Here is a 22,728-nt window from a genome sequence, read left to right as displayed (position 1 = left end):
AAATCTATGAGTAACATATCCCACATTATTTTAGCTTCTTCTTCTCCCAGGCGGCAGCAACTGATGAAAGAGGCCGGCATTGCCTTTGAAGTCAGAACGAAAAATACGGATGAAGTATATCCGTCGGAATTGAAGGTTGAAGATATTCCCGTATATCTGGCTCAATTGAAGGCTGCGGCCTTCAAAGGGGAGCTAAAAGCCACGGATTTACTGATAACGGCAGATACGATTGTGAGTCTGCACGGTCAAATGATTGGAAAGCCGCATGACCGGGCGGATGCCATTCGTATTTTGAGCGGGCTGTCTGGTAATAAACATACTGTAATTACAGGCCTTTGCCTGACGACGGCTTGTGAGCAAAAAAGTATTCCGGTTTTTACGGATGTTTATTTCAGAAACCTGGATAAAGAGGAGATTATTTACTATGTAGACAAATACAAGCCTTTCGATAAAGCCGGTGCTTATGGGATTCAGGAGTGGATCGGCTATGTAGGGATAGAACGGATCGACGGTTCGTTTTACAATGTCATGGGATTGCCTGTGCAAACGTTATACCGGGAATTGAAAGCTTTCGGATTGAATATGTGTGAATAAATCAATAATCATTTATTTTATAAAATCAAGACTATGAAAAAAGGTATACTGCTGTGTTTTTGTGTCATTTGGTGTATTGTTTGCTGCCGGGCCGAAGAGGGGATGTGGATTCCGATGTTATTGAAAAAATACAATATCGAGGATATGCAGAAAAAAGGCTTTAAGCTGACGGCTGAGGATATATATGCTATAAACCGGGCATCTCTGAAAGATGCGGTTGTCGGTTTAGGGCGGGAAGGACGTCCGTTCCAGCATTTTTGTACAGGGGGATTGATCAGTGCCGAAGGACTTGTCGTGACGAATCATCACTGTGCTTTCGATATGATACAGAAACATTCCTCTTTAGAGAAAAATTACCTGAGGGATGGCTTTTGGGCAAAAGGGCGTCATGAGGAATTGGCAAATCCGGGAATTACGGCTTCTGTATTGGTACGTATGGAAGACGTCACCGGGAAGATTCAGGCAGCATTGTCGGAAAATATGCCGGAGAAAAGGCGTAATGGCGTGATAGACAGTGTTTGTAACGTATTGGAACAGGCGGCGGTTGCCGGTACCGATTTGTCGGCCAATATAAAACCTTATTTCAACGGAAATCAATTTTTTATGTCCGTGTTCCGTATTTATAAGGATGTCCGCCTGGTAGCTGCACCTCCTTCGGCAATCGGTAATTTCGGAGGAGATACGGACAATTGGACCTGGCCGAGGCATACCGGAGATTTTTCGGTGTTGCGTATCTATGCCGGAGAAAATAATGAGCCGGCAGCCTATTCCGAAAAGAATAAACCTTATCGTCCGGCAGCTTTTTCCAAAATTTACGCCGGCGGATTGACGGAAGGTGATTTTACGATGGTATTCGGTTATCCGGGTACAACGAACGAATATTTGCCTTCTTATGCTGTCGATCAATTGGTGGAGCTGGAGAACCCTCATAAAATTGCCATACGGACAGCCAAACTGAATATCATCAAGGCTGCTATGAATTCTTCGGATTTGTTACGGATCAAATATGCTTCGAAAGCAGCCGGTGTCGCTAATGCATGGAAAAAATGGCAGGGAGAAAGCAAAGGTCTGAAACGCTTTAAAACGGTTGAAAATAAAAGAATGTTGGAAGAAAAGTTTCAGGTATGGGCAGCCGGCAAGCCGGAATACGCCGGTTTAATTGATCGTTACAAAGCATTGTACGATAAGCGGAAGGAACTGATGCTGGCAGATATTTATCTGGGAGAAGCAGGCCGGAGAGGGGCCGAACTGATGAATTTTGCTCTGTCGGCTTACACTTACGCCCAACGTTATAAGACACAAACAGACAAAGCGGGTGTTCAGGAAGATTTCAGAAATTATGCAACGGCTTTTTTCAAGGATTACGATGCGGAAGTCGATAAAACGATATTGATTGAAATGCTGCGGTTGTACAACGAAAATGTACCGTCGGAATGGGTGCCGGAAGGGGTAGCAGAGGCTGCCGAAGGGAAGGGAATAACCTTATTCGCAGAAGAAATGTTCCGCAAATCGGTCTTTACCGATCCGGACAGGACTTTCAGTTTTATTGATAAACTGGATTCTAAATCGGTGAGTAAAGTCAGCCGGGACCCGGCCTATCTGCTGATCAATTCGATCGTCGGTTTCAGTCGGGAAAAAGTATTGTCCCCTTTGAATCAGATAAACCGGGAGATACAGCAGTTGAACCGTCTTTGGCTGGCCGGTTTGATGGAGATGGAGTCGGATAAGGTGTTCTATCCGGATGCCAATTCGACCCTGCGTATCGCCTACGGCACGATAGGAGGTTATTCTCCGTCAGATGCTGTAAGATATAATTATTATACTACCTTATCCGGAATTATGGAAAAGGATAATCCGGCAATTTACGATTATAATATTCCGCAGAAATTGAGGGATATTTATGCCTCCGGCGATTTCGGTCCTTATACACAAAACGGAGAAGTACCGGTTTGCTTTATCGCCAATAATCATACGACGGGAGGAAATTCGGGCAGTCCGGTTTTAAATGCCCGTGGCGAATTGATCGGATTGAATTTCGACAGGGCCTGGGACGGTGTCATGTCCGACATGCAATATGACCCGGAAATTTGCCGGAACATTGCCGTAGATATAAGATATGTCCTTTTCATTATCGATAAGATCGGAGATGCCCGTTACCTGCTGGATGAAATGGAAATTGTAAACTAAAAAAAAGCTGAGTCCCCGACTCAGCTTTTTTATCATTTAATACATTCCAGACGTTTATTGACCTTTTCCCAGTCGACAATGTTCCAGAAGTTTTCAACGTATTTGGCGCGTAAATTCTGTACATCCAAATAGTAAGCATGTTCCCATACATCCAGGTTCAACACGGGAGTTTTTCCTGCCGTTAACGGATTTTCTGCATTTTTGGTCTGAACAAGTTCCAGTTTGCCATCGGCGGAAGCAAGCAGCCATACATAGCCTGAGCCGAACAATGTCGTTGCAGCTTCTGCAAATTTTTGTTTGAAAGTATCCAGGTTTCCGAACGTACCTTCTATGTTTTTTTTGATTTTTCCTTCGGGGGCATTGTCTTTTTTAGGGGCATGTAAAGCTTCGAACTGGAAATAGTGGTTGTATACCTGTGCGGCATTATTAAATAGTTTACCGTCTGCCTGCAACATGATCTCCTCAATGCTGAGATCTTTGTATTCGGTATCGGCTTTCAAATTATTCGTAGTCTGTATATAGCCGGCCAAATGCTTTCCATAATGGAATTCTACCGTTTTTTTACTGATGTAAGGCTCCAATGCATCTTCCGGATAGAGGGTCGGCAATAATTTGAAATTATTGTTTTCGTCTTTTTGATTCACCTTATGGGAGATGAGTAACAGACAGGCAGCCTGTTTTACCAGATTGGATAAATCTTGTGTTTTCATGGTTTTTTGTTTTATAAATAAGATATAGATTAGGTAATTAAGTATTCTTAGTATTATTTTAACGTTTTCATATCGCTAAAGTTACAAAAAATGAAGCTGTTTTTACGAAATTGTCGCTCCAATCAGGCATATTTTAATAGCTTTGCAGTATAAAATAATAAAATTTCGATTATGAGAAAGAAACAGTTATTATCCTCATTGGTATTACTAATGGCTATGGGGATTTTTTTTGCCGCTTGTACGGAGACGGTGCAGAAAGCTTACTATGATGCAATTCCTGAAAATGCCTCGGCAATCGGTAGCATAAAGATAAACCGCTTATTGGAAAAATCGGATGCCGGAGAAAAATTGTCTGCTTATGCCGGACAATATGTAACTCCTGAGATAGCCGGTAAATTGGATTTATTTTTGAAGAACGGGAATGAGTCCGGTTTGGATTTGAATGAGAACGTATTTCTTTTTACAGCCGATTGCGAAGGCGCTGTTGCCAAAGTTGCAGACCTGTCCAAGCTGAAAGAGACTTTTCAAATACTGCAACAGCAAGGCAAATGTGAAGCCTTATCGAAAAAAAACGGATATTCCCGTACGGTAATCGGAGGGGAATTTGCCTGTCTTTTTAATGAGTATGTGTTGTTGGGACTTAATATACAGAGTACTGCCGAGGAGACATTTGCGACAGCCGAAAAATTACTTACCGCTCAGTCAACTGCAAATATCAGTGAGACACAAGGATTTAAAGATATGGTTGCAGTCGATAGTGATATTGCCTGGTGGTTCTCTTTTAAAAAGTGGGGGGAAGAGTCCTTAGCCCAAAGCAACCCATTGCTGAACGGAGTAGATATATCCCAAATCAGTATACTGGGAACCTTGAATTTTGAAAATGGAAAAATAGGGTTGACATATAAGATATTGTCGGACGATCCGGTCATGAAGCAATGGATAGCACAGGCCGGAAATCTGAATAACAGCCTGTTGAATTATTTCCCGGCAACGACGCTTTGTTATGCTGCGGCTCATATCAACGGCGAACAGATTTGTCAGCAATTTGAGCAAAATGAAGCCTGGAACCAGGCCCTGCAACAAGTGAATAAAGATGAATTAGTAAAGGTTTTATCAGCTTTCGACGGGGATTTTTCCTGGGGAATATCGGCCTTTAATCCCATGGGCATTCCGAATGTCTTAGCTTATGCCCAGGCTAAAAATGCTTATCCGGTTCAACTGTTGGCACTTACATTACAACAACCGCAAATGGGACAAGTGGTTGAGGTGAAAAATAAAGGTAAAAATGCGTACGAGGCAAAAATAAATATGGTGGGAATGACGGTATATTTCGGAGAAAAAGACGGACTTCTTTACCTGACAAATGATTCGGATAGTTTCAAAAACCTGGGTAAAAAGGCAAAGAAACCTCTAGGAGATACACCCTGGACAGCCGGTTTAAAAAATGCCGGATCAGCTTTATTGCTTAATGTAGAGGAAATGCTGGCATCTCCGTTTATTCAGATGAGTATTTATCAGATGCAGGGTCCGCAACAAGGAGCCCTTATGCTGCAGGCTCTCTCTATGTTCTCATACGTGGAAGCTTTAGGCGTTAATAATACGGCTTATCTGAATATCTATATGAAAGATAAGGAGCAAAACAGTCTGAAGGTTCTGATACAGGAAGGCACCCAAATAGCTAAGCAGTAAAATACTCGTTCCGGAAATTTTGATTGAAAACAGATGGAAGAGATCTTATTGCGAAATATTGTACCTGAAATATTCAGCCGACAAGATTGCCGGACATCTGAAATCTGGCATAAAGAGGTGACTTTCCGCTCGGGACAAAAGTATTTGATAGAAGCTGTATCCGGAGCCGGAAAATCGTCTTTATGCAGTTATATTTACGGCTATCGCCGGGATTATCTGGGCGAAATTGCATTTGACGGACAAAATATCAGGCACTTGGATAAGAAACAGTGGGGATTATTGCGTAAGGATTCGCTTAGTATTCTTTTTCAGGAATTACGTTTGTTCGGAGAACTGACTGTCTGGGAAAATATCCAGATAAAGAACCGGCTTACGGGTTTTAAAACGCCGGAATGGATCATGGAAAGTCTGGAACGCTTGGGTATAGGCGATAAGAAAGAGCAGTTGGCCGGAAAACTATCTTTCGGTCAGCAACAGCGGGTTGCCTGTATCCGGGCTTTATGCCAACCTTTCCGTTTTGTATTACTCGACGAGCCGGTAAGTCACCTGGACGAAGCGAATAACCGGGCTGTCGGTGCTCTACTGGCAGAAGAAGCCGCCCGTCAGGATGCAGCGATCATTGTGACCTCTATCGGCAAAAAGCTGGATGTTCAATACGATAAAATTTTGCATTTATGAATCTGGTCTGGAAATTACTGCGTGCGCATCTGAGTCCTGCCCAATTAATCGGGTTCTTTTTCGCCAATCTGGCCGGAATGGTTATCGTATTGCTGACCCTGCAAATCTATTTGGATTTACGGCCTTTATTCGAAGGAGGAGACAGCTTTCTCAAAAAAGATTATCTGGTGGTCACAAAGAAAGTCAGTACCTGGGGGGTATTATCCAGTAAAGACAATACTTTCAGCAGGCAGGAAACAGAGGAATTGGCGCGACAGCCTTTTGTCAGGAAAGTAGCCGGTTTTACCGCTTCCAGATTCAGAGTAACGGCAGGTGTTGAAATACAGGGGCGCGGATTTGCTACGGAAATGTTTTTCGAATCGGTTCCGGATGACTATATCGACGTGAATACGGATGAGTGGCATTTTGATGAAAAAGAGGGAGTAATTCCTATTATTATACCTCGCAATTATCTGAATTTGTATAATTTCGGTTTTGCTCAATCCCGTAGTTTACCGAAACTTTCGGAAAATGTAATCGAAATGCTTCGTATGGATGTAGAACTGCGTGGAAACGGACAGCAGGCAGACTACACGGGGAAAGTTGTCGGTTTCTCGAACCGGTTGAATACGATTCTGGTGCCGCAACAATTTATGGACTGGGCCAATCGTACTTTTGCATCCGGCGATTCCAACCCGGTTTCCCGTTTAATTGTAGAAACCGGTAATCCTGCCGATGAACGGATTACCCGCTTTTTCCGGCAAAAAGGATATGAGAGCGAAGAAGGTAAGGCGGATGTCGGAAAGATGACCTGGTTCTTGAACGTTTTGACAATTTCGGTATCCGTAGTCGGATTGCTGATATGCCTCTTGGCTTTCTATATTTTAATGTTGAGTATTTATCTGCTTTTACAGAAGAATAGCTATAAGCTGGAAAATTTATTATTGATCGGATATCCGGTCGGACAGATAGCGCGTCCTTATCGGAATTTAACGTTATTTTTAAACGGATCGGTTATTGCGGCCGCTTTATTGCTTGTCATGCTGGTCCGCAATTTCTATATGGACTGGTTCCGGGCAATCTGGCCTGAATTTACACCGGGCGGTGTGGCTGTTTTATGGATGACCGGAATAGGCTTGTTTCTTTTGGTTTCCGGTTTTCATGTACTGGTTATCCGGAAGAAAATCAAAAAGTTATAGTATTCTTTTGCCGTTTCCGGCAAAAGAATACTTCATTATTTTATTGACGTTGCAAGATAAATCCCAATTCCAGGGTTTCGGTTTTGTTCAGTATACCGGTAATTTGCTCGTTTAAACTCTGAATGACAGCGGGTAAGGCCTGTTCCGGAATCCGGTCGAATCCCGGTATTAAAGAAAGAATTTTTGAACGCAATTCTTCATTTCCCATGATGGTACGAACCAATGAATTAACGTAAACTTTATCAAAATAAAGCAGTAATTTATTGTTCTGTAGGGTATAAGTAAAGCTGATCGCCGGAATTTGAGGGATATTTCCACCCATAATCTGCTGTAATATCTCCGTATCGAGATTGATCTGGACATATTTACCGTCAGTTTTATATGTACCACCCATAGCCATCGTCGTTCCACCTTGCAAACTCATATTGATTTTGAGGGTTCCGTCGTTTTTAAAATCCACACCTTTGAAGTAAGCTCCCATTTTTTCTGTTGCCATAGCCAGAAACTCCGTTTTTAAATCTTCAACCTTCTTTTTATATGGCTCCTGCATAATTTGGAATACAATCGAATCTTCGGCATATTCAAATTGAAAATGGGGTTCCTCGTAGGTCCATGAACCGGTGAGAGGGCTATCGTCGTTCTTCTTATCGTCACAGGCAATAAAAACGGTTGAGAACAGTGCAATAATAATGTAAATGATATGCTTTTTCATAATCATGTATTTAATAAGTTAAGTAATTGTTCAAAATCAAGTATACATCCTAACAATTTAAGTGTTTGTATACAAATAGTCTACAAAAATACTGAATACGTCAACGGACTTAAATTTTAAATGTTACAGAGGCTCCGAAACGGGCAGGGGCTCCGGACTGTCCCATATCGTAATATTGAGGTAGTTTCTGTCCGACCGGATTATTCAGCATATAAGTAAAAAATGCTTTGTCCAGTATGTTCTTGCCCCATATATGGAAATCCACGTATTTCCCGGATAGGGTAATATCCATATTCCACAGGAAGTAAGGAGATTGTTTTAACCGGTTGGCTTCGTCAAAATACTGGGTACCGAAACCGGTGACATTTGTCGATATTCCCAGGGTCCGGCACCAGCTTGTGCGAAGCGCTTTTTGGTAAGCGATTCCCGTATTACCCGTAAATTCAGGAGCCATAACGATACGGTTGCCTTCGTATTCTTTGGTCAGGTGATGATAATATTTCGAATTGCTGTATCCGGCAGATAAGAAATAAGTCAAATTAGGGAATAATTCCCAGTTTAAGTCCATTTCACCTCCGATACTCCTTGCGTCACCGGCATTTTTTATACTCGGACCCATCATACCCATAACGAATATCTGCTGGTCCTTCCAATCGATATAGAAAACGGCGGCATTCAGGTTGAATGTCCCGGCGGGACTGAAATATTTGAAACCCAATTCATAGTTCCACAATTTTTCTTCGTCATATCCGAGATCCGTCAACAACGAGCTCATTTCGTTGGCAATGATATTGTATCCTCCGGCTTTATAGCCTTTCGCTACACTGAGATAAAGAGATACACGGTCGTTCCATTTCTGCATGAAAGAGAATTTGGGCAACCAGGCGTGAAAATCACTTTTTTTATCCGACGCATGAAAAGGACCGAAAGCTGCATCTCCGGTGAAAAGAAGACTATCCCGGTAGGTGAGGGCTGCATTTTCATAGTCATAGCGGATACCGGCCGTTACTGCCATACCGGGCCACATCTCTTTCAGAGTGATTTGTCCGTAACCGGCAATGCCTTTCGTTGTGGTATTATTAAAATATTTGGCCTGATCCAAAGGTAAAGGCAACAGGTAAGCCTTGTCTTTGCCGAAAGTTGCCAGGTATTTATTCGTCAGGTCTTTATAAAAGCCGAATGCACCAACGGTCCAATCCCAGTGTGCTGCGGCAATCGATTGGAGGTTGATTTCCTGGGTAACCAAATTCTGATTGGATTTTTTGATATTGTCAAATACGTCCAGATAAGTAAAATCCGCATCCAGAATCTGTTTATCCTTTGTCCAGGAATAAGATGTGATCCAGTTAAAAGCGGTATGTTTTCCCATTTTCTTCAGATTCAGATAAGAAGATATCATATCTCTTTTGTAAGAAGAGGGGGTATTGTAATTTACCAGATACCGGTCGGCTTTTAACGAATCGACTGCATGATAAGCATATCCGCCGTCGAAAGAATGATTGTAGTTTACACCGAAAGCGATTTTCCAGTCTCTTGCTGCATATATATTTCCCTGATAGCGGCCATTATAAGATTCTGTCGGATTCGAACGCCTGTCATTGTCATACCGGTTTTTGAAATAACCTTTCGATTTATTGTAGGAAAAAGATAATTTATTGTAAATAAATTTAACCGGCAGATTGACAATCAGATTGTAATTTTGAGAATAGTAACTGGCAAGACCGGCCTTCGCCCGTATGGCAAATTTGTTATCTGCCGGACGGGTGTTGATATTGATCAGGCCATTGATACTGTTCCGTCCGTACAATGTCGTCTGGGGTCCACGCAACACTTCTATCTGCCGGATATCATACAGATCGAAGACAAATGCATTTTTATCGAATACAGGCACTCCGTCAACATAAAGTCCTATCGGAGGGGTTCCGGAAACCGTCCCTATACCTCTGATATACAAAGGTGTGGAAAGCTTTAAGCCGCCTTCCTGCATGTAAAAATTCGGAACGATACCGGATATATTCCGCAAATCCGGATTATTCTCACCCGGAATTGTACGTTCCGTAACCACCGTCAAGGCAGCCGGAATATCTGTCGGTTTCAGCTCTCTCTTTTCAGCCGTAACAACAACCTCCTGCATCTGTTGTATGATGTGATATAAAGAATCGTCTGTCGTTAATATAGCCGATTTCTGAGAAAACGCCGGAAATACCGGAATAATAAATAAAATATAAAATAGATAACGCATACACATCATTTTAATGATGAAATAATAGAATGCTAAAATTTATCGGATGACTTATCCGGACAACATTACCGGATTGAAATTCTTTCCGGTATTATCAAGCCATAGGGACAGGCGGAGCACGCAAAGCCTTCCGTGTTAAGAAAAGACTTTGATAGTGAGGTGGGACATAAAGCGGTGTCTGTATTTCTACATATACGATGGTATGTTCTTTCTCCGCTTTCGGTACGATTTGTTCGCAATAAGCATACCATTCGTAATGAACCGGCTCTTCCTGCCGTGTTTCGACAACGACGACAGCAGAACTGACATATTCTGCCGGCACACTCTTTTCATGTGTATACAAAAGTACACCCAAAAAGGCAGAAGCCAGTAAATAAATCAATATGTTTGCCGATATACCTAAGAAAAACATGTGGCGAAGTTAGAAAAATATTTTATACACTTTACAACTATTTACATCGTTTATTTTATTTATTGTAGAAATTGCTTTTCGTAAACTTATAAAATGAACGGAATATATAGCTTTTTTATGACCGCTAAAAGAGAAAAGATAAAAAATTCATTTCATATTAAGTATTTGCCAATTAATGATTTGTAGATACATTGTCCCTGTATTGAAACAACGTGAATTCAAAAAAATTTCTTACATTTTGGCGATTTATGAGAAAAAATATAATTTTGTATTAAAATCAAATTTGTAATCATTACAAATAAAAAATGGATTCAATTGTAACGGCTCAGGACTATTTGGCCAAATATGGGATAAAGCCTTCCGTACAACGGATAGCCATTATGGAATATCTGATGGAACACCGGACACATCCCAGTACGGACGAGATTCATTCTGTGCTGATTAAATGGATGCCTACTTTATCGAAAACAACTGTCTACAATACATTGAAGCTGTTCACCGAGCAAGGTGCATTGATGGCTTTGGGAATAGACGATCGGAATATACGTTATGATATTGATGTTTCGGATCATGCGCATTTTATCTGTTTGGGATGTGGGAAAGTGTATGATATACCAGTTGATTATCTGGATAAACTGATTGTCCGGGGGGGAGAGGAATTGACAATAACGGAAACTCATTTATACTATAAGGGATATTGTAAATTGTGTGATAATAAGAGACTTAAGTAACATTAATCGTTAATTTAAAATCAAAATCATTATGAAAAAATTTATCTGTACAGTATGTGGTTATGTGTATGAAGGAGAGGAAGCTCCGGAATTTTGTCCTCAATGTAAGGCTCCGAGAAGTAAATTCAAAGAAATGGAAGCAACGTCAGGTAAGCTGACATTTGTCGACGAACACGTCATCGGTGTGGCACAAGGTGTAGATCCGGAAGTTTTAGAAGGATTGAAAGCACATTTTAACGGGGAATGTACAGAAGTCGGAATGTATTTGGCCATGAGTCGTCAGGCCGACCGCGAAGGTTATCCGGAAGTTGCCGAAGCTTTCAAACGTTACGCTTGGGAAGAAGCCGAACACGCATCAAAATTCTGTGAATTACTAGGTGAAATGGTATGGGATACCGAAACAAATTTGAGAAAACGTATGGAAGCAGAAGCCGGCGCATGTGAAGATAAGAAAAGAATTGCGACATTGGCCAAAAAACTGAATTTGGATGCTATCCATGACACCGTACACGAAATGTGTAAAGACGAAGCGCGTCACGGAAAAGGATTTGAAGGACTGTACAACCGTTATTTCAAAAAATAAATTCCGTCGCTGGACTATAAACCGGATTCAGGGAAAAACTCTGAATCCGGTTTTTTTGTGTATGTTTGCGAATAAAATTATCAGTAATGACGGATCTGTTTTCTTGTAGAAATCCAATCTTCACGCTTCCCAAACACTCGGATAAACTATGTATTCCGATACAAAAGTGGGAATTTTTATGCCATACCCTGTATTTGAAAAAATATCCTTTTTTACTGGGTCCGAAAGGTTGCGGCAAATCTTCTGTGGCCAAAGAGCTGGCGGATGCTATGGGTATGGAATACCATGCCTTTAATATGGGACAGGCGTTTAAGCCCAAAAAAATGTTTGTGGGCAGTCTGATCATTGGAGAAGACGGTAAAACTCTTGCGGTACGTTCAGAGTTTTTCCGGGCATTCGTTTCAGACCGGCCGACGTTGATTTTTTTGGACGAATTGACGCGTACTCCGGCTGTAGCCGCTAATTTTCTAATGACGGTACTGGATCGGCATCAGTCGTATTTGTACGACGAAGATTCCGGACAAAGGTATAATAAAGGCAGGAACGTCCTTTTTATTGCAGCGGGTAATACCGGTTTTGCTTATGTTTCGGCTCAACGTCTGGACACGGCTTTTGAAGACCGCTTTATCAAAACACGTTTGGATTATTTGTCTCCCCGGGAAGAATCGGCTCTGATATGCAGCCGGATTGACGGTGTAGCCCGTAAAGATGCTGTCCGGTTAGCGGAAATCGCCCGCATATTAAGGCTGGGGGAAGCCAAAGAAACCCTTTCCGTATCCTTGTCTACCCGGCAGGTACTGGACGCTGCCGCTTATCTTCCGTTGGGTTATTCGCTACAGGATGTGGTAGAAGAAATCATTCTTACCAATTATATGCTGTCGGGGGAGGAAGTGCTTGCCAGAGCTTTGTTGCAAGGTATATGAACTAACCGGGATAAAGTATGGATTTTGAACGACTGCAACGAATATATGAAGATCAGTTTATCGACCGGGCCTGGTGGGGACATTTCAATACTTCCGGGGCACCGGTCAATAAATCATTTCATACGGTAAATATCGTCGGGATCGTTGCAGCCTGTGCTAAGCTGGCTTTGCATATCACCGGCGAAATTCCCAGAATCGTACTATCGAACAAAGCTCCCAATTTGTCGGTAAATCCTGCAAAAATTGCATTGAATATCAAGCTTTTGCGTTTGGATATACCGGAAGATATAAAAGTAAATGCCCTGTTCGGAAGTTTTATTCACGAACTGGGACATCTGCTCTATACCCGCGAGGATATCGGGGCCAGAGAGGCCAGGAGGTATACCCCTGTACAAACCGGTTTTTTACATATGCTGGAAGACCGCCGGGTGGAATCCAAACTGGTAAATGCGTATCCCGGCTATCATTCTTTTCTGTATACGGCCAGGCGTTTGGCCTTATCCATGGGATGGTGGGCTATGGAACAGCGCATCGGATTTTACGGAGGGATGGACCCGGAAAACCGGGATATCAACGGAAACGACGGACATGAAGCGTTAACTGATTATATATGTTGTAAAATATTGTATCCCAACATCCTGGAAGATCCGGTATACATACGGGAGGTAAACAGTTTTCCGGGTAATTCCCGGAAAGTGAAAGAGATTGATTTATTATTGGATAAAATCAAAGGATATGCTGCGTTGACATTTACGGAAATAGAGAGCGTTGCAGAAGAATTGGCTGGAATTGTCGGAGAAAACGGGACGGTTAGCGAAAATTTCTGTTTACAGGAAGTAAAGAATACACTCCGGCAATTTGAAGATTATACGGCTGACCGCGATATCCGGATGGCAGAGTCTGTTATTGCAGATATGCAAAGGACATTCAATCCGGAAAAGTTCCATTATTATGCGAAGACCTCTTCTTCGGAGAGCAACCGCCGGACACAGGCGTCTGCCAGGGAATTTGTACATGTAATCCGGGAAGTGGAAGCCGAAACCGGGACGATTTCCGGTGAACTGCTGAAAAAAGCCAGAGAATTGGCCGCAGGTATACAACTTCAGTTGTCGATGTTTTCGGCAAAAACAGATAAAAATAAGGTGATTTATGAACAGGATGCGGGAGAACTGGACGAAGAAGAATTATATCAATCCCGCTATAACCGGAATATTTTCTGGGAAGAAACCCCGGCTCCTTCGGCCCGGTTGGAAGTCGTTATTTTACTGGATTTGTCCGGCTCTATGGTTACGGGAGATAAAATCGCCATGCAAACGGTCTTGGCTGTCGCCCTGGTATTGGCTTTTGAAAGATATGCGAATGTGGTAACGTATTCCGTATATGGACACCGCTGCGACGACAACGGTATTGAAGTAACTTGTTTTCATAAACCCGGACGGCGGTTGCAACTCGCTAAACTTTTCTCACAAAAGGCTTTGTATGCCAATGCCGACGGTTATGCCATGCAATATTGCTTTGAAAAATTTCAGCCCGACAGTCCCCATAAATTGTTTCTGATGATATCGGACGGAACGCCTTCTGTAGTTGCTTCTGAAGGAGAGGATCCCCAAGAGCAGGTGCGGGAAGTTGTTCATGAAGGGAAAAAGAAAAGAATCGAAGTCTTATCTCTGGGAATCGATAATTTTGACCAGGCAGATATGTATGATGAATTTATTCCGTATTCCGGAGCTGATACAATTGTACTGTTTTCCCGCTGGCTGAGAAAGAAATTCAGTTCGCTGGCCGATGAAACCGTATTCTGACGGCTTAGCGGGCATATAGGATAAATATGGCCGGGCGTTTGTCTATAGCAGGTGGAGGCAATTGCTTCCATTCCCGTATTGTTTTTGTCTTAATATATTCGTTATCAGTAGTGATATCACAGGCTACCGTAAGTTTTGTTTGAAGAGAAAGCACATGCAGCATTTCTTGAAAAAGTTTCAGGTTACGATAGGGAGTCTCGATAAAAATTTGGGAGCGGTTTTCCAGGGCAGACTCTTTTTCGTAGTTTTTTAAAGCTTTACTGCGCTCGTTATCTTTCACAGGCAGATAGCCGTTGAAAGAAAAATGTTGTCCGCTGCAACCGGAAGCCATAAGTGCCAATAGGATAGAAGAAGGACCTACAAGGGGACATACCCGGTAACCGCGACGATGAGCCAACGCGACCAGTTCGGCTCCCGGATCTGCGATTCCGGGACAACCGGCTTCCGAAATGATCCCCATATCTTCTTTCTCCAGCCAGGGCAAGCAAGCTTCGATTTCTTTCGGGGTAGAATGTTCATTCAGGTCCAGAAAAATCAAACTGTCGATATCTATGGTTTTGTCTATTTTTTTAAGGAAACGACGTGTGTTTTTAGGATTTTCGGTGGCGAATACCCGTAACTGACGAATCAGGCTGATAACTTCGTTTGGCAGTACGCATTCCAAAGCCGATTCTCCCAAACTGTTCGGTAGCAGATAAAGTTTTCCCATATACTTGTTTTTGCGTACAAAAGTACAAATTTGGTTGTAGATTCCGGATCGTAGGTTTCAATTTAATTTCAAAAAGGCAGGTCGGATACGGGGGCATTACAGCTTTTTCAGTAACAGACTGTATAAAAAAGTATTCAGGGGCTGACTCCGGCAGAATGATTAAAATCAGAAAAATTACCGTTTACCATATCTCCGGGGTGTATTTTTCAGGTAAATTATAATTGCCAGCACCGGTTTTTCATTATTTTTGTATGAAAATTAAGAAAACTATGAAATTGACTTTTTTAGGGAGCGGTACATCACAAGGCATACCGGTTATTGCTTGTGAATGTGAGGTATGTCGGTCAGAAGATAAAAAAGATAAGAGGTTACGTTGTTCTGCCATGTTGGAAATCGATGGAAAAAACATTGTCATCGATGCGGGACCCGATTTTCGTTACCAGATGCTGCGGGCAGAAGTAAAGGATATCCGGGCCATCCTGTTGACCCACGAGCATAAAGATCATATCGGAGGTCTGGATGACGTGAGGGCTTTCAACTGGGTGAAACACGGAGCTGTCGATGTATATACGGATATCCGGACGAAAGAAGCTGTTTTTAAGGATTATTCGTATGCTTTCAGTGAATTTAAATACCCCGGGGTACCGGAAATCAACATGCATGTCATTGACCCGAATCCTTTTTACATCGATGATATCCGGGTCATTCCCATTCCGGTGATGCATCACAAGCTTCCGGTGATGGGATTCCGGATCGGTAATTTCGCCTATATTACGGATGCCAATTACATACCCGAGAGTTCGATGGAGCGGTTGAAGGGAACGGAATACATGGTCATAAACGCTTTGCGTAAAGAAAGCCATCTGTCTCATTTCACCTTGGCCCAAGCGGTTGAAGTTGTACAAAAATTACAGGTAAAAGAGGCCTGGCTGACACATATAGGGCATCAAATGGGCCTGACCGCTGAAGTGTCTGCGGAATTACCCGCCCATATACATTTGGCATACGATACGTTAGCGGTAGAGGTAAATTAAATCTCATACATAATCAATGATATCAGGATTGATAATCCTTCCCCTTTCTCGTAGGATTTATACGTCCGGAGCAAGTAGGAATATTAAAACTTTCATTCGTTTATGTCTTAAAATTCGGTTGAATTTATTACATTTGTGAGGTTTTCACGGGTGGGAGTGCAGCGTTTGTGTAAATATTTGGATTTAAACAAGTTAACAATATAATTAGTAGATGGAAAACGGCGGAGAAAAAATCATTAAGATTAACATTGAAGAGGAAATGAAATCGTCCTACATTGATTATTCAATGTCGGTCATTGTTTCACGAGCATTGCCGGACGTAAGGGACGGAATGAAACCGGTACATCGGAGGGTGTTATTCGGTATGAATGAACTGGGAGTCAATTCTAATAAGCCTTATAAGAAATCAGCCAGAATCGTCGGAGAGGTAATGGGAAAGTTCCATCCTCACGGAGACAGTTCTGTATATATGACCATGGTGCGTATGGCACAACCCTGGTCTTTGCGTTATCCTTTGGTCGACGGTCAGGGTAACTTCGGCTCCGTTGACGGAGACAGTCCTGCTGCCATGCGTTACACGGAAGCCCGTATGGAGAAAATTGCAGAAGAGATGCTGGCCGATTTGGATAAAGATACGGTGGATATGGTTCCTAACTTCGATGAATCTTTAAAGGAGCCGACCGTACTTCCGTCTAAAATTCCGAATTTACTGGTGAACGGAGCTTCAGGTATTGCTGTCGGTATGGCAACGAATATGGCTCCTCACAACCTCAATGACGTTGTAGATGCGATATGTGCCTATATCGATAATGAGGATATCGACATTGAAGATTTGATCAAAATCATCAAGGCTCCGGATTTTCCGACGGGAGGTACGATATACGGATACAACGGTGTCAAAGAATCTTACCGGACGGGGAGAGGACGCATTATTGTGCGGGCTAAAACTTCCGTAGAAGTGACTCCGAACGGAAGAGAGAAAATCATTGTACATGAGATTCCTTATCAGGTAAATAAAATGGAGTTGATCATGCGCATCGCCGAATTGATCAACGAAAAGAAAATCGAGGGAATTTCCAATGTCAACGACGAGTCCGACCGGAACGGTATGCGGATCGTGATCGATGTAAAAAAAGATGCCATTTCCAACGTGGTATTGAATACCTTACTAAAACATACCGCTTTACAGACGTCTTTCGGGGTTAACAATGTCGTACTGGTGCACGGTCGCCCAAAACTACTCAACATTAAAGATTTGATTCACTATTTTGTGGAACATCGTCATGAGGTGGTGACCCGTCGTACGGAATTCGAATTGAGACAGGCTGAAAAGAGAGCCCACATATTGGAAGGTTTAATTATTGCCTGCGACAATATCGACGAAGTTATCCGGATCATACGGGGCTCTAAAACGCCGGAAGAAGCACGTAATACATTGATTGATCGTTTCAGTCTGTCAGATGTTCAGGCTGCTGCCATCGTCGATATGCGCTTGCGTCAGCTTACCGGTCTGGAACAGGATAAATTACGCGCCGAATACGAGGAAATCGAGAAATTGATTGCACATTTGCGTGAAATTCTGGACAGTCTGGAATTACGTATGCGTATTGTCAAGAGCGAATTACTGGAAATGAAAGAGCTATACGGAGATGAAAGACGTACCGATATCGTATACGCTTCGGAAGAATTCAATCCGGAAGATTTCTATGCCGATGACGAAGTCGTTATTACCATTTCACATATGGGTTACATAAAACGCACTCCTCTGAGTGAATACAAAGTACAGAATAGAGGAGGGGTAGGGTCGAAAGGATCGGCTACCCGGGATGAAGACTTCCTGGAACACCTGATCATGGCGACAATGCACAATACCATGTTGTTCTTTACGGAAAAAGGCCGGTGTTTCTGGTTGAAAGTATACGAAATTCCGGAGGGTACAAAACAGTCCAAAGGACGCGCCATACAGAATTTGCTGAATATAGAACCGGATGATAAAGTTAAGGCATATATCAATCTGCTTGACTTAAAAGATGCCGATTATATAAACAGCAACTATATTGTTTTATGTTCCAAAAAAGGCATCATCAAAAAGACAACTCTGGAAGCCTATTCGCGTCCGCGCCAAAACGGGGTGAATGCCATTACGATCAAAGAAGGCGATCAATTACTGGAGGCCAAACTGACCAATGGAGATAACGATATTATGTTGGCCGTAAAATCCGGTAAGGCAATCCGCTTCCCTGAAATTAAAGTTCGTCCGATGGGACGTATTGCAGCAGGCGTAAAGGCAATCAAACTGAAAAGCGAAGAGGATGAAGTAATCGGAATGATATGTGTCGAACCGGATAAAGCGGATATATTGGTCGTTTCTGAAAATGGTTTCGGTAAACGCTCGGCTATCAGCGATTATCGTATTACAAACCGGGGCGGCCAGGGAGTCAAAACGATAAATCTGACGGAGAAGACCGGAAATCTGATTGCTTTATTAGACGTTACGGATGAAGACAATCTGATGATTATCACAAAATCCGGATTGACGATTCGTATGGAAGTCGCTTCGCTGAGAGTCATGGGACGGAATACACAGGGTGTAAAACTGATAAACCTGCGGAGCGATGATGCCATTGCTGCCGTGGCCAAAGTGTCGGCATCCAAAGAAGATGAGAATATGGACAATGAAGAGAATGCACCGGAAGCAGATACTTCGAATGAATAATGAAACAAAATGCGCGTTTGAAACGTGAAACTGAAACATAAATTAAATAACACCTACGTATGAGAAAATTAACTTTTATTGTAATTTTACTTTTCTGTGCAGGTTTTACTTATGCACAGAAAGGAAAAGTAGCCCAGGCTACAAGTTATTTTACGTCCGGAAAGCTGGATGAAGCCAAAAAGCTGATTGATGAAGCCATTACACACGAAAACTGCGTAAATGACGCTAAATCTCATTTTACAAAAGGTCAGATTTATCAGGCGATTTTTGAGAGTCCGCTAAATGATTATCGTAAACTGGACCCGAATGCATTGGATGTTGCCTGGGAAGCTTTTCAGAAAACCATTCAACTGGATGAAAAGGGTAAATTTAACAAAAAGCTGAAAACCCAATACGAAAATTTAATTGCGGATTATACTAACAAGGCTATCGAGTATTATAACTCAGAAAACTTCAAAGGTGCTTTGGGAGCATTCAAGAGAGTACTGGAAATCGAAAAATCTCCGATAGTCAATTCTACGGCTGTAGATACTGCTATTATCTTCAATGCCGGTGTGGCTGCTCAAAGAGCCGGAGAATTTGCCGAAGCTGAAAAATTTTATAAGGAATCCCTGAAACACAATTATGAACCGGCCCGTACTTACGCTATGCTGGCCAACGTATTGAAAGAACAAGGGAAAGAAGAAGAAGCTGTTGAATACCTTCACAAAGGCTATGAATTATTCCCGAACGATGCTTATATGCTGGTAGAATTGATCAATTACTACCTGTTGGGCGGTGAACCGGAAAAAGCAGAAGTATATCTGGATGCTGCCATCAAGCAAGACCCGAATAACGCTTCTTTCTACAGAGCCAAAGGAACGTTGTATGAGAAAATGAAAGAGCCGGAAAAAGCAATGGCTATGTATGAAAAAGCCCTTTCTGTAGATCCGAAAGATTTTGCTGCACAATACAACCTGGGAAACCTCAAATTGACAGAAGTCATCGAACTGCACAAAAAAGTAAACGACATCGTAGATGCTGACGAATATAACAAAGGTATGGAACAGGTATATGCCGGTTATACAGCCGTAATTCCGTATTTCGAAAAAGCACGGGAACTGAATCCGACGGAAAGAAATACACTGACTACCTTAAAAGAATTGTATTTCAAACTGAGAAATAACGATCCGGGTTATATGCAAAAATACGAGGAAGTGAAAGCTGAATTGGAAAAATAATTCGTTACGGAATGATAAAGGGGAACTTCTCCCCTTTATTTTTCGGGATTCATAATTTACATAATATAAATTATAGGACAAATAAAAACTTCTTCCTTCCGGACAAATATCATAAAACTTTATAAAAAAATAGTCTTTCAGCCTTTAGAAATTATTATATTTGTGGAGTTTAAAAGATTGGCTTAAATATTTGAGATATGCGGAATTCCCTGAAAGATAAAGTTGCAGTTGTCACAGGAGCCTCTTCTGGCATCGGCAAAGCTTTGGTTTATGAATTGGCGCGTCAAGGTGCAAAAATTGCTTTGGCTTCCAGAAGTCTGGAAGACTTATTGGTTATTGAAAAAGAATTGAAAGCACAAGGTGCCGATGTATTATCGATCCGTACGGATGTCACAAAGGAATTGGCCTGTAAGGAATTGATGGAACAGACATTCCGCTATTTCGGGCGAATCGATATATTGATTAATAATGCCGGTATCTCTATGCGTGCTTTATTGGAAGACCTGGATACAAACGTGCTTCGCAAAGTCATGGATGTCAATTTCTGGGGAACGGTATATTGCAGTAAATACGCACTTCCCTACCTTTTGCAAACGAAAGGCAGTTTAGTCGGGGTTATTTCGATTGCCGGATATATCGGTCTGCCCGGCAGAACGGGTTATGCTGCCAGTAAATTTGCGGTACGGGGCTTCCTGAATACAGTACGGGTAGAAAACCGGAAAAAGGGATTGCATGTCCTGGTGGCAGCTCCGGGCTTTACGGCCTCGAATATTCGCAAAACGGCTTTGAACAGCGAAGGGCGCCAACAAGGAGAAAGTCCTCGTAATGAAAGTAATATGATGACGGCAGAACGGTGTGCCTCGATCATTATTAAAGGTATCCGGAAACGGAAAAGAGAAATTATAATGACTTTTATCGAAGGAAAACTGACGGTCTTTTTAAGTAAATGGTGGCCCCGATTCGTAGAAAAGCTTACCTATGCCCATATGGCTAAAGAACCGGATTCCCCTTTTAAATAAATACCTGCATTTTAGTTGAAAGTATGTGTCGTATTGTATTGATTTTGTGTGCTTTATTGATGAGTTTTAATTCGTCTTTCGGACAGCTTTTATATCCGGAGATCATGGAAATCAGAAATCTGGATGTACAGCCTTTAGAATCCGGACAATTGGCTTTCCCTGCAAATTTGTCATTTTTAAAGAAAAACTTGAAAAACAACCATATTGAGAATCCGGCAATCCGTTATGCCATTCAAAATCTGAAAAAGGAAAAGCACCGGGACTCTGATCTGAATAATGCCCTGGATGTCCTGATGCGTTATGCCCAGAACGATACCTTGAAAAATATGGTGAATTACATCCGGGATTATGTCAGTACGACCTGTAAAAATGAGGAAGCATTGAATACGGTCAATGCCCGCCTGGTCATAGACAGTATCCGGTACGCTTCCGACACCGTCCGCTATACGTTTGATTCGGATTTGAGAACACTGGCTTCTTACATTCAGCTTGATTCAAATTATATATGGCTGAAAAAAATCAGCCGGGATTCCGTTATGATTGAAATCAGTAATACGACTGACAGCACTTTGAAATTCTGGATCAACAACGGCCGTAAAGAATACCATCGGTTTTGGGCGGTAAATAAACTGGGTGATTCAATCGGGACGTGGATACAGGTTGCTCCTCCGGGAAATACAATCCGTTTTTATGTAGATGACGATGTATATCGCTCTAAAATGGATTTGAAAAAGGCCCGTGCCAAAAAAATTTCAAACCGCCTGGCGGCTTCTTATTACCATCTTCAGGCTCTTACTCCGGGCGAACTCCACCGACGTCACTGGACTTATTATTCGGAAGTAGAAATGGCCATGGGACAAGGTTATGTGGCAAACTGGTCCGGCGGCGGTGAAAATTCCCTCTCTGTTTTGAGTAATCTGCGTTATTTCATCAACTACAATAAGAATAAAACCAGTTGGGAAAACTTTCTGCATTACCGTTTGGGATTCCTTAAAAGCGGAGATCAGAATATAAGGAAAAATGAAGAAAAACTGGAATTGAATTCGAAAGTCGGTCAAAAAGCTTTTAAACATTGGTATTATACGGCCCAGTTGAATATCCTGACTACTGTTTTCAATTCTTATGAATATTCGGGTGAAAACGAAAAGAAAAAAATCGGAAATTTCATGACTCCGGGTTATTTTACTTTATCCGTCGGTATGGACTACAAGCCGAATGATAATTTTTCCCTGTATCTGTCCCCTATTGCCGGAAAATGGACTTATTTAAGGGACACTGTGGGTATCGACCCGGGACGTTACGGTGTAGATGCCGGCAAAAAATCCAAGGGAGATGCCGGTGCCCGTGTCGAGCTCCGGAATAAATTTTCATTATTCAAATTTATCGATGTACGTAACGAACTGATTATGTTCAGCAGTTACTATAATTCGCAACAGAGTTTCACCGGTAATTGGCAGGTTCAGCTTGATTTTAAGATAAACTATTTTATGCGGGCTTCGGTATATACAAATGTCGTATACGACGAAAACTATTCGAAGAAACTGCAATTTAAAGAGAATTTGAACTTAGGCGTTAATTTTAGATTCTGA

Annotated in this window: 19 protein-coding genes; 14 read left to right on the top strand and 5 right to left on the bottom strand. The window is 42.1% G+C overall.

Annotated elements, in window-relative coordinates; all coding sequences use genetic code 11:
• The first annotated feature begins 6 nt into the window (after positions 1–6).
• On the top strand, positions 7–594 hold the full coding sequence (locus BN8908_RS04995) for a Maf family nucleotide pyrophosphatase (RefSeq protein ID WP_021988734.1): 588 nt from the start codon (positions 7–9) through the stop codon (positions 592–594).
• Between the two features lie 33 nt (positions 595–627).
• Positions 628–2,781: a S46 family peptidase gene (locus BN8908_RS04990; protein ID WP_068689501.1), complete on the top strand. Its 2,154-nt coding sequence runs from the start codon at positions 628–630 to the stop codon at positions 2,779–2,781.
• Positions 2,782–2,813: 32 nt separating this feature from the next.
• On the opposite strand, the gene BN8908_RS04985 is transcribed toward BN8908_RS04990, so the two are convergent.
• Positions 2,814–3,491: a superoxide dismutase gene (locus BN8908_RS04985; RefSeq protein WP_082989223.1), complete on the bottom strand. Its 678-nt coding sequence runs from the start codon at positions 3,489–3,491 to the stop codon at positions 2,814–2,816.
• Between the two features lie 171 nt (positions 3,492–3,662).
• Here BN8908_RS04985 and BN8908_RS04980 point away from each other — a divergent pair, with 171 nt between their 5' ends.
• Genes BN8908_RS04980 through BN8908_RS04970 form a run of 3 tightly spaced genes read left to right on the top strand, consistent with a single transcriptional unit; the run spans position 3,663 to position 7,036 of the window.
• A complete protein-coding gene (locus tag BN8908_RS04980; RefSeq protein ID WP_082989222.1) occupies positions 3,663–5,180 on the top strand; it encodes a DUF4836 family protein in 1,518 nt (505 codons plus the stop codon).
• A gap of 33 nt (positions 5,181–5,213) precedes the next feature.
• Entirely contained in the window at positions 5,214–5,858 is a 645-nt protein-coding gene (locus BN8908_RS04975) for an ATP-binding cassette domain-containing protein (protein WP_021988730.1), read from the top strand.
• Positions 5,855–7,036 (top strand): hypothetical protein, encoded by a 1,182-nt coding sequence (locus tag BN8908_RS04970; protein WP_068689497.1) that lies wholly within the window; start codon positions 5,855–5,857, stop codon positions 7,034–7,036. The genes BN8908_RS04975 and BN8908_RS04970 overlap by 4 nt, the downstream gene beginning before the upstream one ends.
• Positions 7,037–7,076: 40 nt before the next feature.
• Here BN8908_RS04970 and BN8908_RS04965 read toward each other — a convergent pair whose 3' ends face one another.
• The 3 genes from BN8908_RS04965 to BN8908_RS04955 all read right to left on the bottom strand — a co-directional run bounded on the left by BN8908_RS04965 (position 7,077) and on the right by BN8908_RS04955 (position 10,402).
• A complete protein-coding gene (locus BN8908_RS04965) occupies positions 7,077–7,748 on the bottom strand; it encodes a hypothetical protein (protein ID WP_068689495.1) in 672 nt (223 codons plus the stop codon).
• Between the two features lie 109 nt (positions 7,749–7,857).
• Positions 7,858–9,990 (bottom strand): TonB-dependent receptor, encoded by a 2,133-nt coding sequence (locus tag BN8908_RS04960; RefSeq protein WP_068689493.1) that lies wholly within the window; start codon positions 9,988–9,990, stop codon positions 7,858–7,860.
• 94 nt (positions 9,991–10,084) lie between these two features.
• A complete protein-coding gene (locus BN8908_RS04955; protein ID WP_021988726.1) occupies positions 10,085–10,402 on the bottom strand; it encodes a hypothetical protein in 318 nt (105 codons plus the stop codon).
• Between the two features lie 305 nt (positions 10,403–10,707).
• Here BN8908_RS04955 and BN8908_RS04950 point away from each other — a divergent pair, with 305 nt between their 5' ends.
• The 4 genes from BN8908_RS04950 (at position 10,708) to BN8908_RS04935 (ending at position 14,441) form a co-directional block, all read left to right on the top strand.
• Positions 10,708–11,133, top strand: coding sequence for a Fur family transcriptional regulator (locus BN8908_RS04950; RefSeq protein WP_068689491.1), 426 nt, complete (start codon positions 10,708–10,710; stop codon positions 11,131–11,133).
• A 31-nt stretch (positions 11,134–11,164) separates the two neighbouring features.
• Complete coding sequence (locus tag BN8908_RS04945; RefSeq protein ID WP_021988723.1) at positions 11,165–11,716, top strand: NADH peroxidase; 552 nt, start codon at positions 11,165–11,167, stop codon at positions 11,714–11,716.
• A gap of 86 nt (positions 11,717–11,802) precedes the next feature.
• Positions 11,803–12,639 (top strand): ATP-binding protein, encoded by an 837-nt coding sequence (locus tag BN8908_RS04940; protein WP_068689489.1) that lies wholly within the window; start codon positions 11,803–11,805, stop codon positions 12,637–12,639.
• Between the two features lie 17 nt (positions 12,640–12,656).
• A complete protein-coding gene (locus BN8908_RS04935) occupies positions 12,657–14,441 on the top strand; it encodes a vWA domain-containing protein (RefSeq protein WP_068689487.1) in 1,785 nt (594 codons plus the stop codon).
• Positions 14,442–14,445: 4 nt separating this feature from the next.
• Here BN8908_RS04935 and BN8908_RS04930 read toward each other — a convergent pair whose 3' ends face one another.
• Positions 14,446–15,150 (bottom strand): SAM-dependent methyltransferase, encoded by a 705-nt coding sequence (locus BN8908_RS04930; protein WP_021988720.1) that lies wholly within the window; start codon positions 15,148–15,150, stop codon positions 14,446–14,448.
• A gap of 269 nt (positions 15,151–15,419) precedes the next feature.
• Between BN8908_RS04930 and BN8908_RS04925 the strand changes: the two genes are divergently transcribed.
• The 5 genes from BN8908_RS04925 to BN8908_RS04905 all read left to right on the top strand — a co-directional run bounded on the left by BN8908_RS04925 (position 15,420) and on the right by BN8908_RS04905 (position 22,728).
• Positions 15,420–16,184 carry an MBL fold metallo-hydrolase gene (locus BN8908_RS04925; protein ID WP_021988719.1) on the top strand — a complete coding sequence of 255 codons (765 nt, stop codon included), beginning with the start codon at positions 15,420–15,422 and terminating at the stop codon, positions 16,182–16,184.
• Between the two features lie 211 nt (positions 16,185–16,395).
• Entirely contained in the window at positions 16,396–18,900 is a 2,505-nt protein-coding gene (gene gyrA / locus BN8908_RS04920) for a DNA gyrase subunit A (protein WP_068689485.1), read from the top strand.
• A gap of 59 nt (positions 18,901–18,959) precedes the next feature.
• Positions 18,960–20,120, top strand: a complete 1,161-nt coding sequence (locus tag BN8908_RS04915; RefSeq protein ID WP_021988717.1) for a tetratricopeptide repeat protein — start codon at positions 18,960–18,962, stop codon at positions 20,118–20,120.
• 197 nt (positions 20,121–20,317) lie between these two features.
• Positions 20,318–21,139 carry an SDR family oxidoreductase gene (locus BN8908_RS04910; RefSeq protein ID WP_227462024.1) on the top strand — a complete coding sequence of 274 codons (822 nt, stop codon included), beginning with the start codon at positions 20,318–20,320 and terminating at the stop codon, positions 21,137–21,139.
• Between the two features lie 104 nt (positions 21,140–21,243).
• Positions 21,244–22,728 (top strand): DUF3078 domain-containing protein, encoded by a 1,485-nt coding sequence (locus tag BN8908_RS04905; protein ID WP_227462023.1) that lies wholly within the window; start codon positions 21,244–21,246, stop codon positions 22,726–22,728.

Source organism: Culturomica massiliensis, assembly GCF_900091655.1.
Classification (GTDB): Bacteria; Bacteroidota; Bacteroidia; order Bacteroidales; family Marinifilaceae; genus Culturomica; species Culturomica massiliensis.
This window is presented reverse-complemented; position numbering and strand designations above follow the sequence as displayed.

Excerpts from the sequence above, each read along its gene's own strand:
- BN8908_RS04970 (WP_068689497.1), top strand. The coding sequence starts at position 5,855 with ATGAATCTGGTCTGGAAATTACTGCGTGCGCATCTGAGTCCTGCCCAA.
- BN8908_RS04980 (WP_082989222.1), top strand. The coding sequence starts at position 3,663 with ATGAGAAAGAAACAGTTATTATCCTCATTGGTATTACTAATGGCTATG.
- BN8908_RS04940 (WP_068689489.1), top strand. The coding sequence starts at position 11,803 with ATGACGGATCTGTTTTCTTGTAGAAATCCAATCTTCACGCTTCCCAAA.
- BN8908_RS04985 (WP_082989223.1), bottom strand. The coding sequence starts at position 3,491 with ATGAAAACACAAGATTTATCCAATCTGGTAAAACAGGCTGCCTGTCTG.
- BN8908_RS04975 (WP_021988730.1), top strand. The coding sequence starts at position 5,214 with ATGGAAGAGATCTTATTGCGAAATATTGTACCTGAAATATTCAGCCGA.
- BN8908_RS04915 (WP_021988717.1), top strand. The coding sequence starts at position 18,960 with ATGAGAAAATTAACTTTTATTGTAATTTTACTTTTCTGTGCAGGTTTT.
- BN8908_RS04935 (WP_068689487.1), top strand. The coding sequence starts at position 12,657 with ATGGATTTTGAACGACTGCAACGAATATATGAAGATCAGTTTATCGAC.
- BN8908_RS04910 (WP_227462024.1), top strand. The coding sequence starts at position 20,318 with ATGCGGAATTCCCTGAAAGATAAAGTTGCAGTTGTCACAGGAGCCTCT.
- gyrA (WP_068689485.1), top strand. The coding sequence starts at position 16,396 with ATGGAAAACGGCGGAGAAAAAATCATTAAGATTAACATTGAAGAGGAA.
- BN8908_RS04925 (WP_021988719.1), top strand. The coding sequence starts at position 15,420 with ATGAAATTGACTTTTTTAGGGAGCGGTACATCACAAGGCATACCGGTT.
- BN8908_RS04995 (WP_021988734.1), top strand. The coding sequence starts at position 7 with ATGAGTAACATATCCCACATTATTTTAGCTTCTTCTTCTCCCAGGCGG.
- BN8908_RS04930 (WP_021988720.1), bottom strand. The coding sequence starts at position 15,150 with ATGGGAAAACTTTATCTGCTACCGAACAGTTTGGGAGAATCGGCTTTG.
- BN8908_RS04905 (WP_227462023.1), top strand. The coding sequence starts at position 21,244 with ATGGAAATCAGAAATCTGGATGTACAGCCTTTAGAATCCGGACAATTG.
- BN8908_RS04990 (WP_068689501.1), top strand. The coding sequence starts at position 628 with ATGAAAAAAGGTATACTGCTGTGTTTTTGTGTCATTTGGTGTATTGTT.
- BN8908_RS04965 (WP_068689495.1), bottom strand. The coding sequence starts at position 7,748 with ATGAAAAAGCATATCATTTACATTATTATTGCACTGTTCTCAACCGTT.
- BN8908_RS04960 (WP_068689493.1), bottom strand. The coding sequence starts at position 9,990 with ATGCGTTATCTATTTTATATTTTATTTATTATTCCGGTATTTCCGGCG.
- BN8908_RS04955 (WP_021988726.1), bottom strand. The coding sequence starts at position 10,402 with ATGTTTTTCTTAGGTATATCGGCAAACATATTGATTTATTTACTGGCT.
- BN8908_RS04950 (WP_068689491.1), top strand. The coding sequence starts at position 10,708 with ATGGATTCAATTGTAACGGCTCAGGACTATTTGGCCAAATATGGGATA.
- BN8908_RS04945 (WP_021988723.1), top strand. The coding sequence starts at position 11,165 with ATGAAAAAATTTATCTGTACAGTATGTGGTTATGTGTATGAAGGAGAG.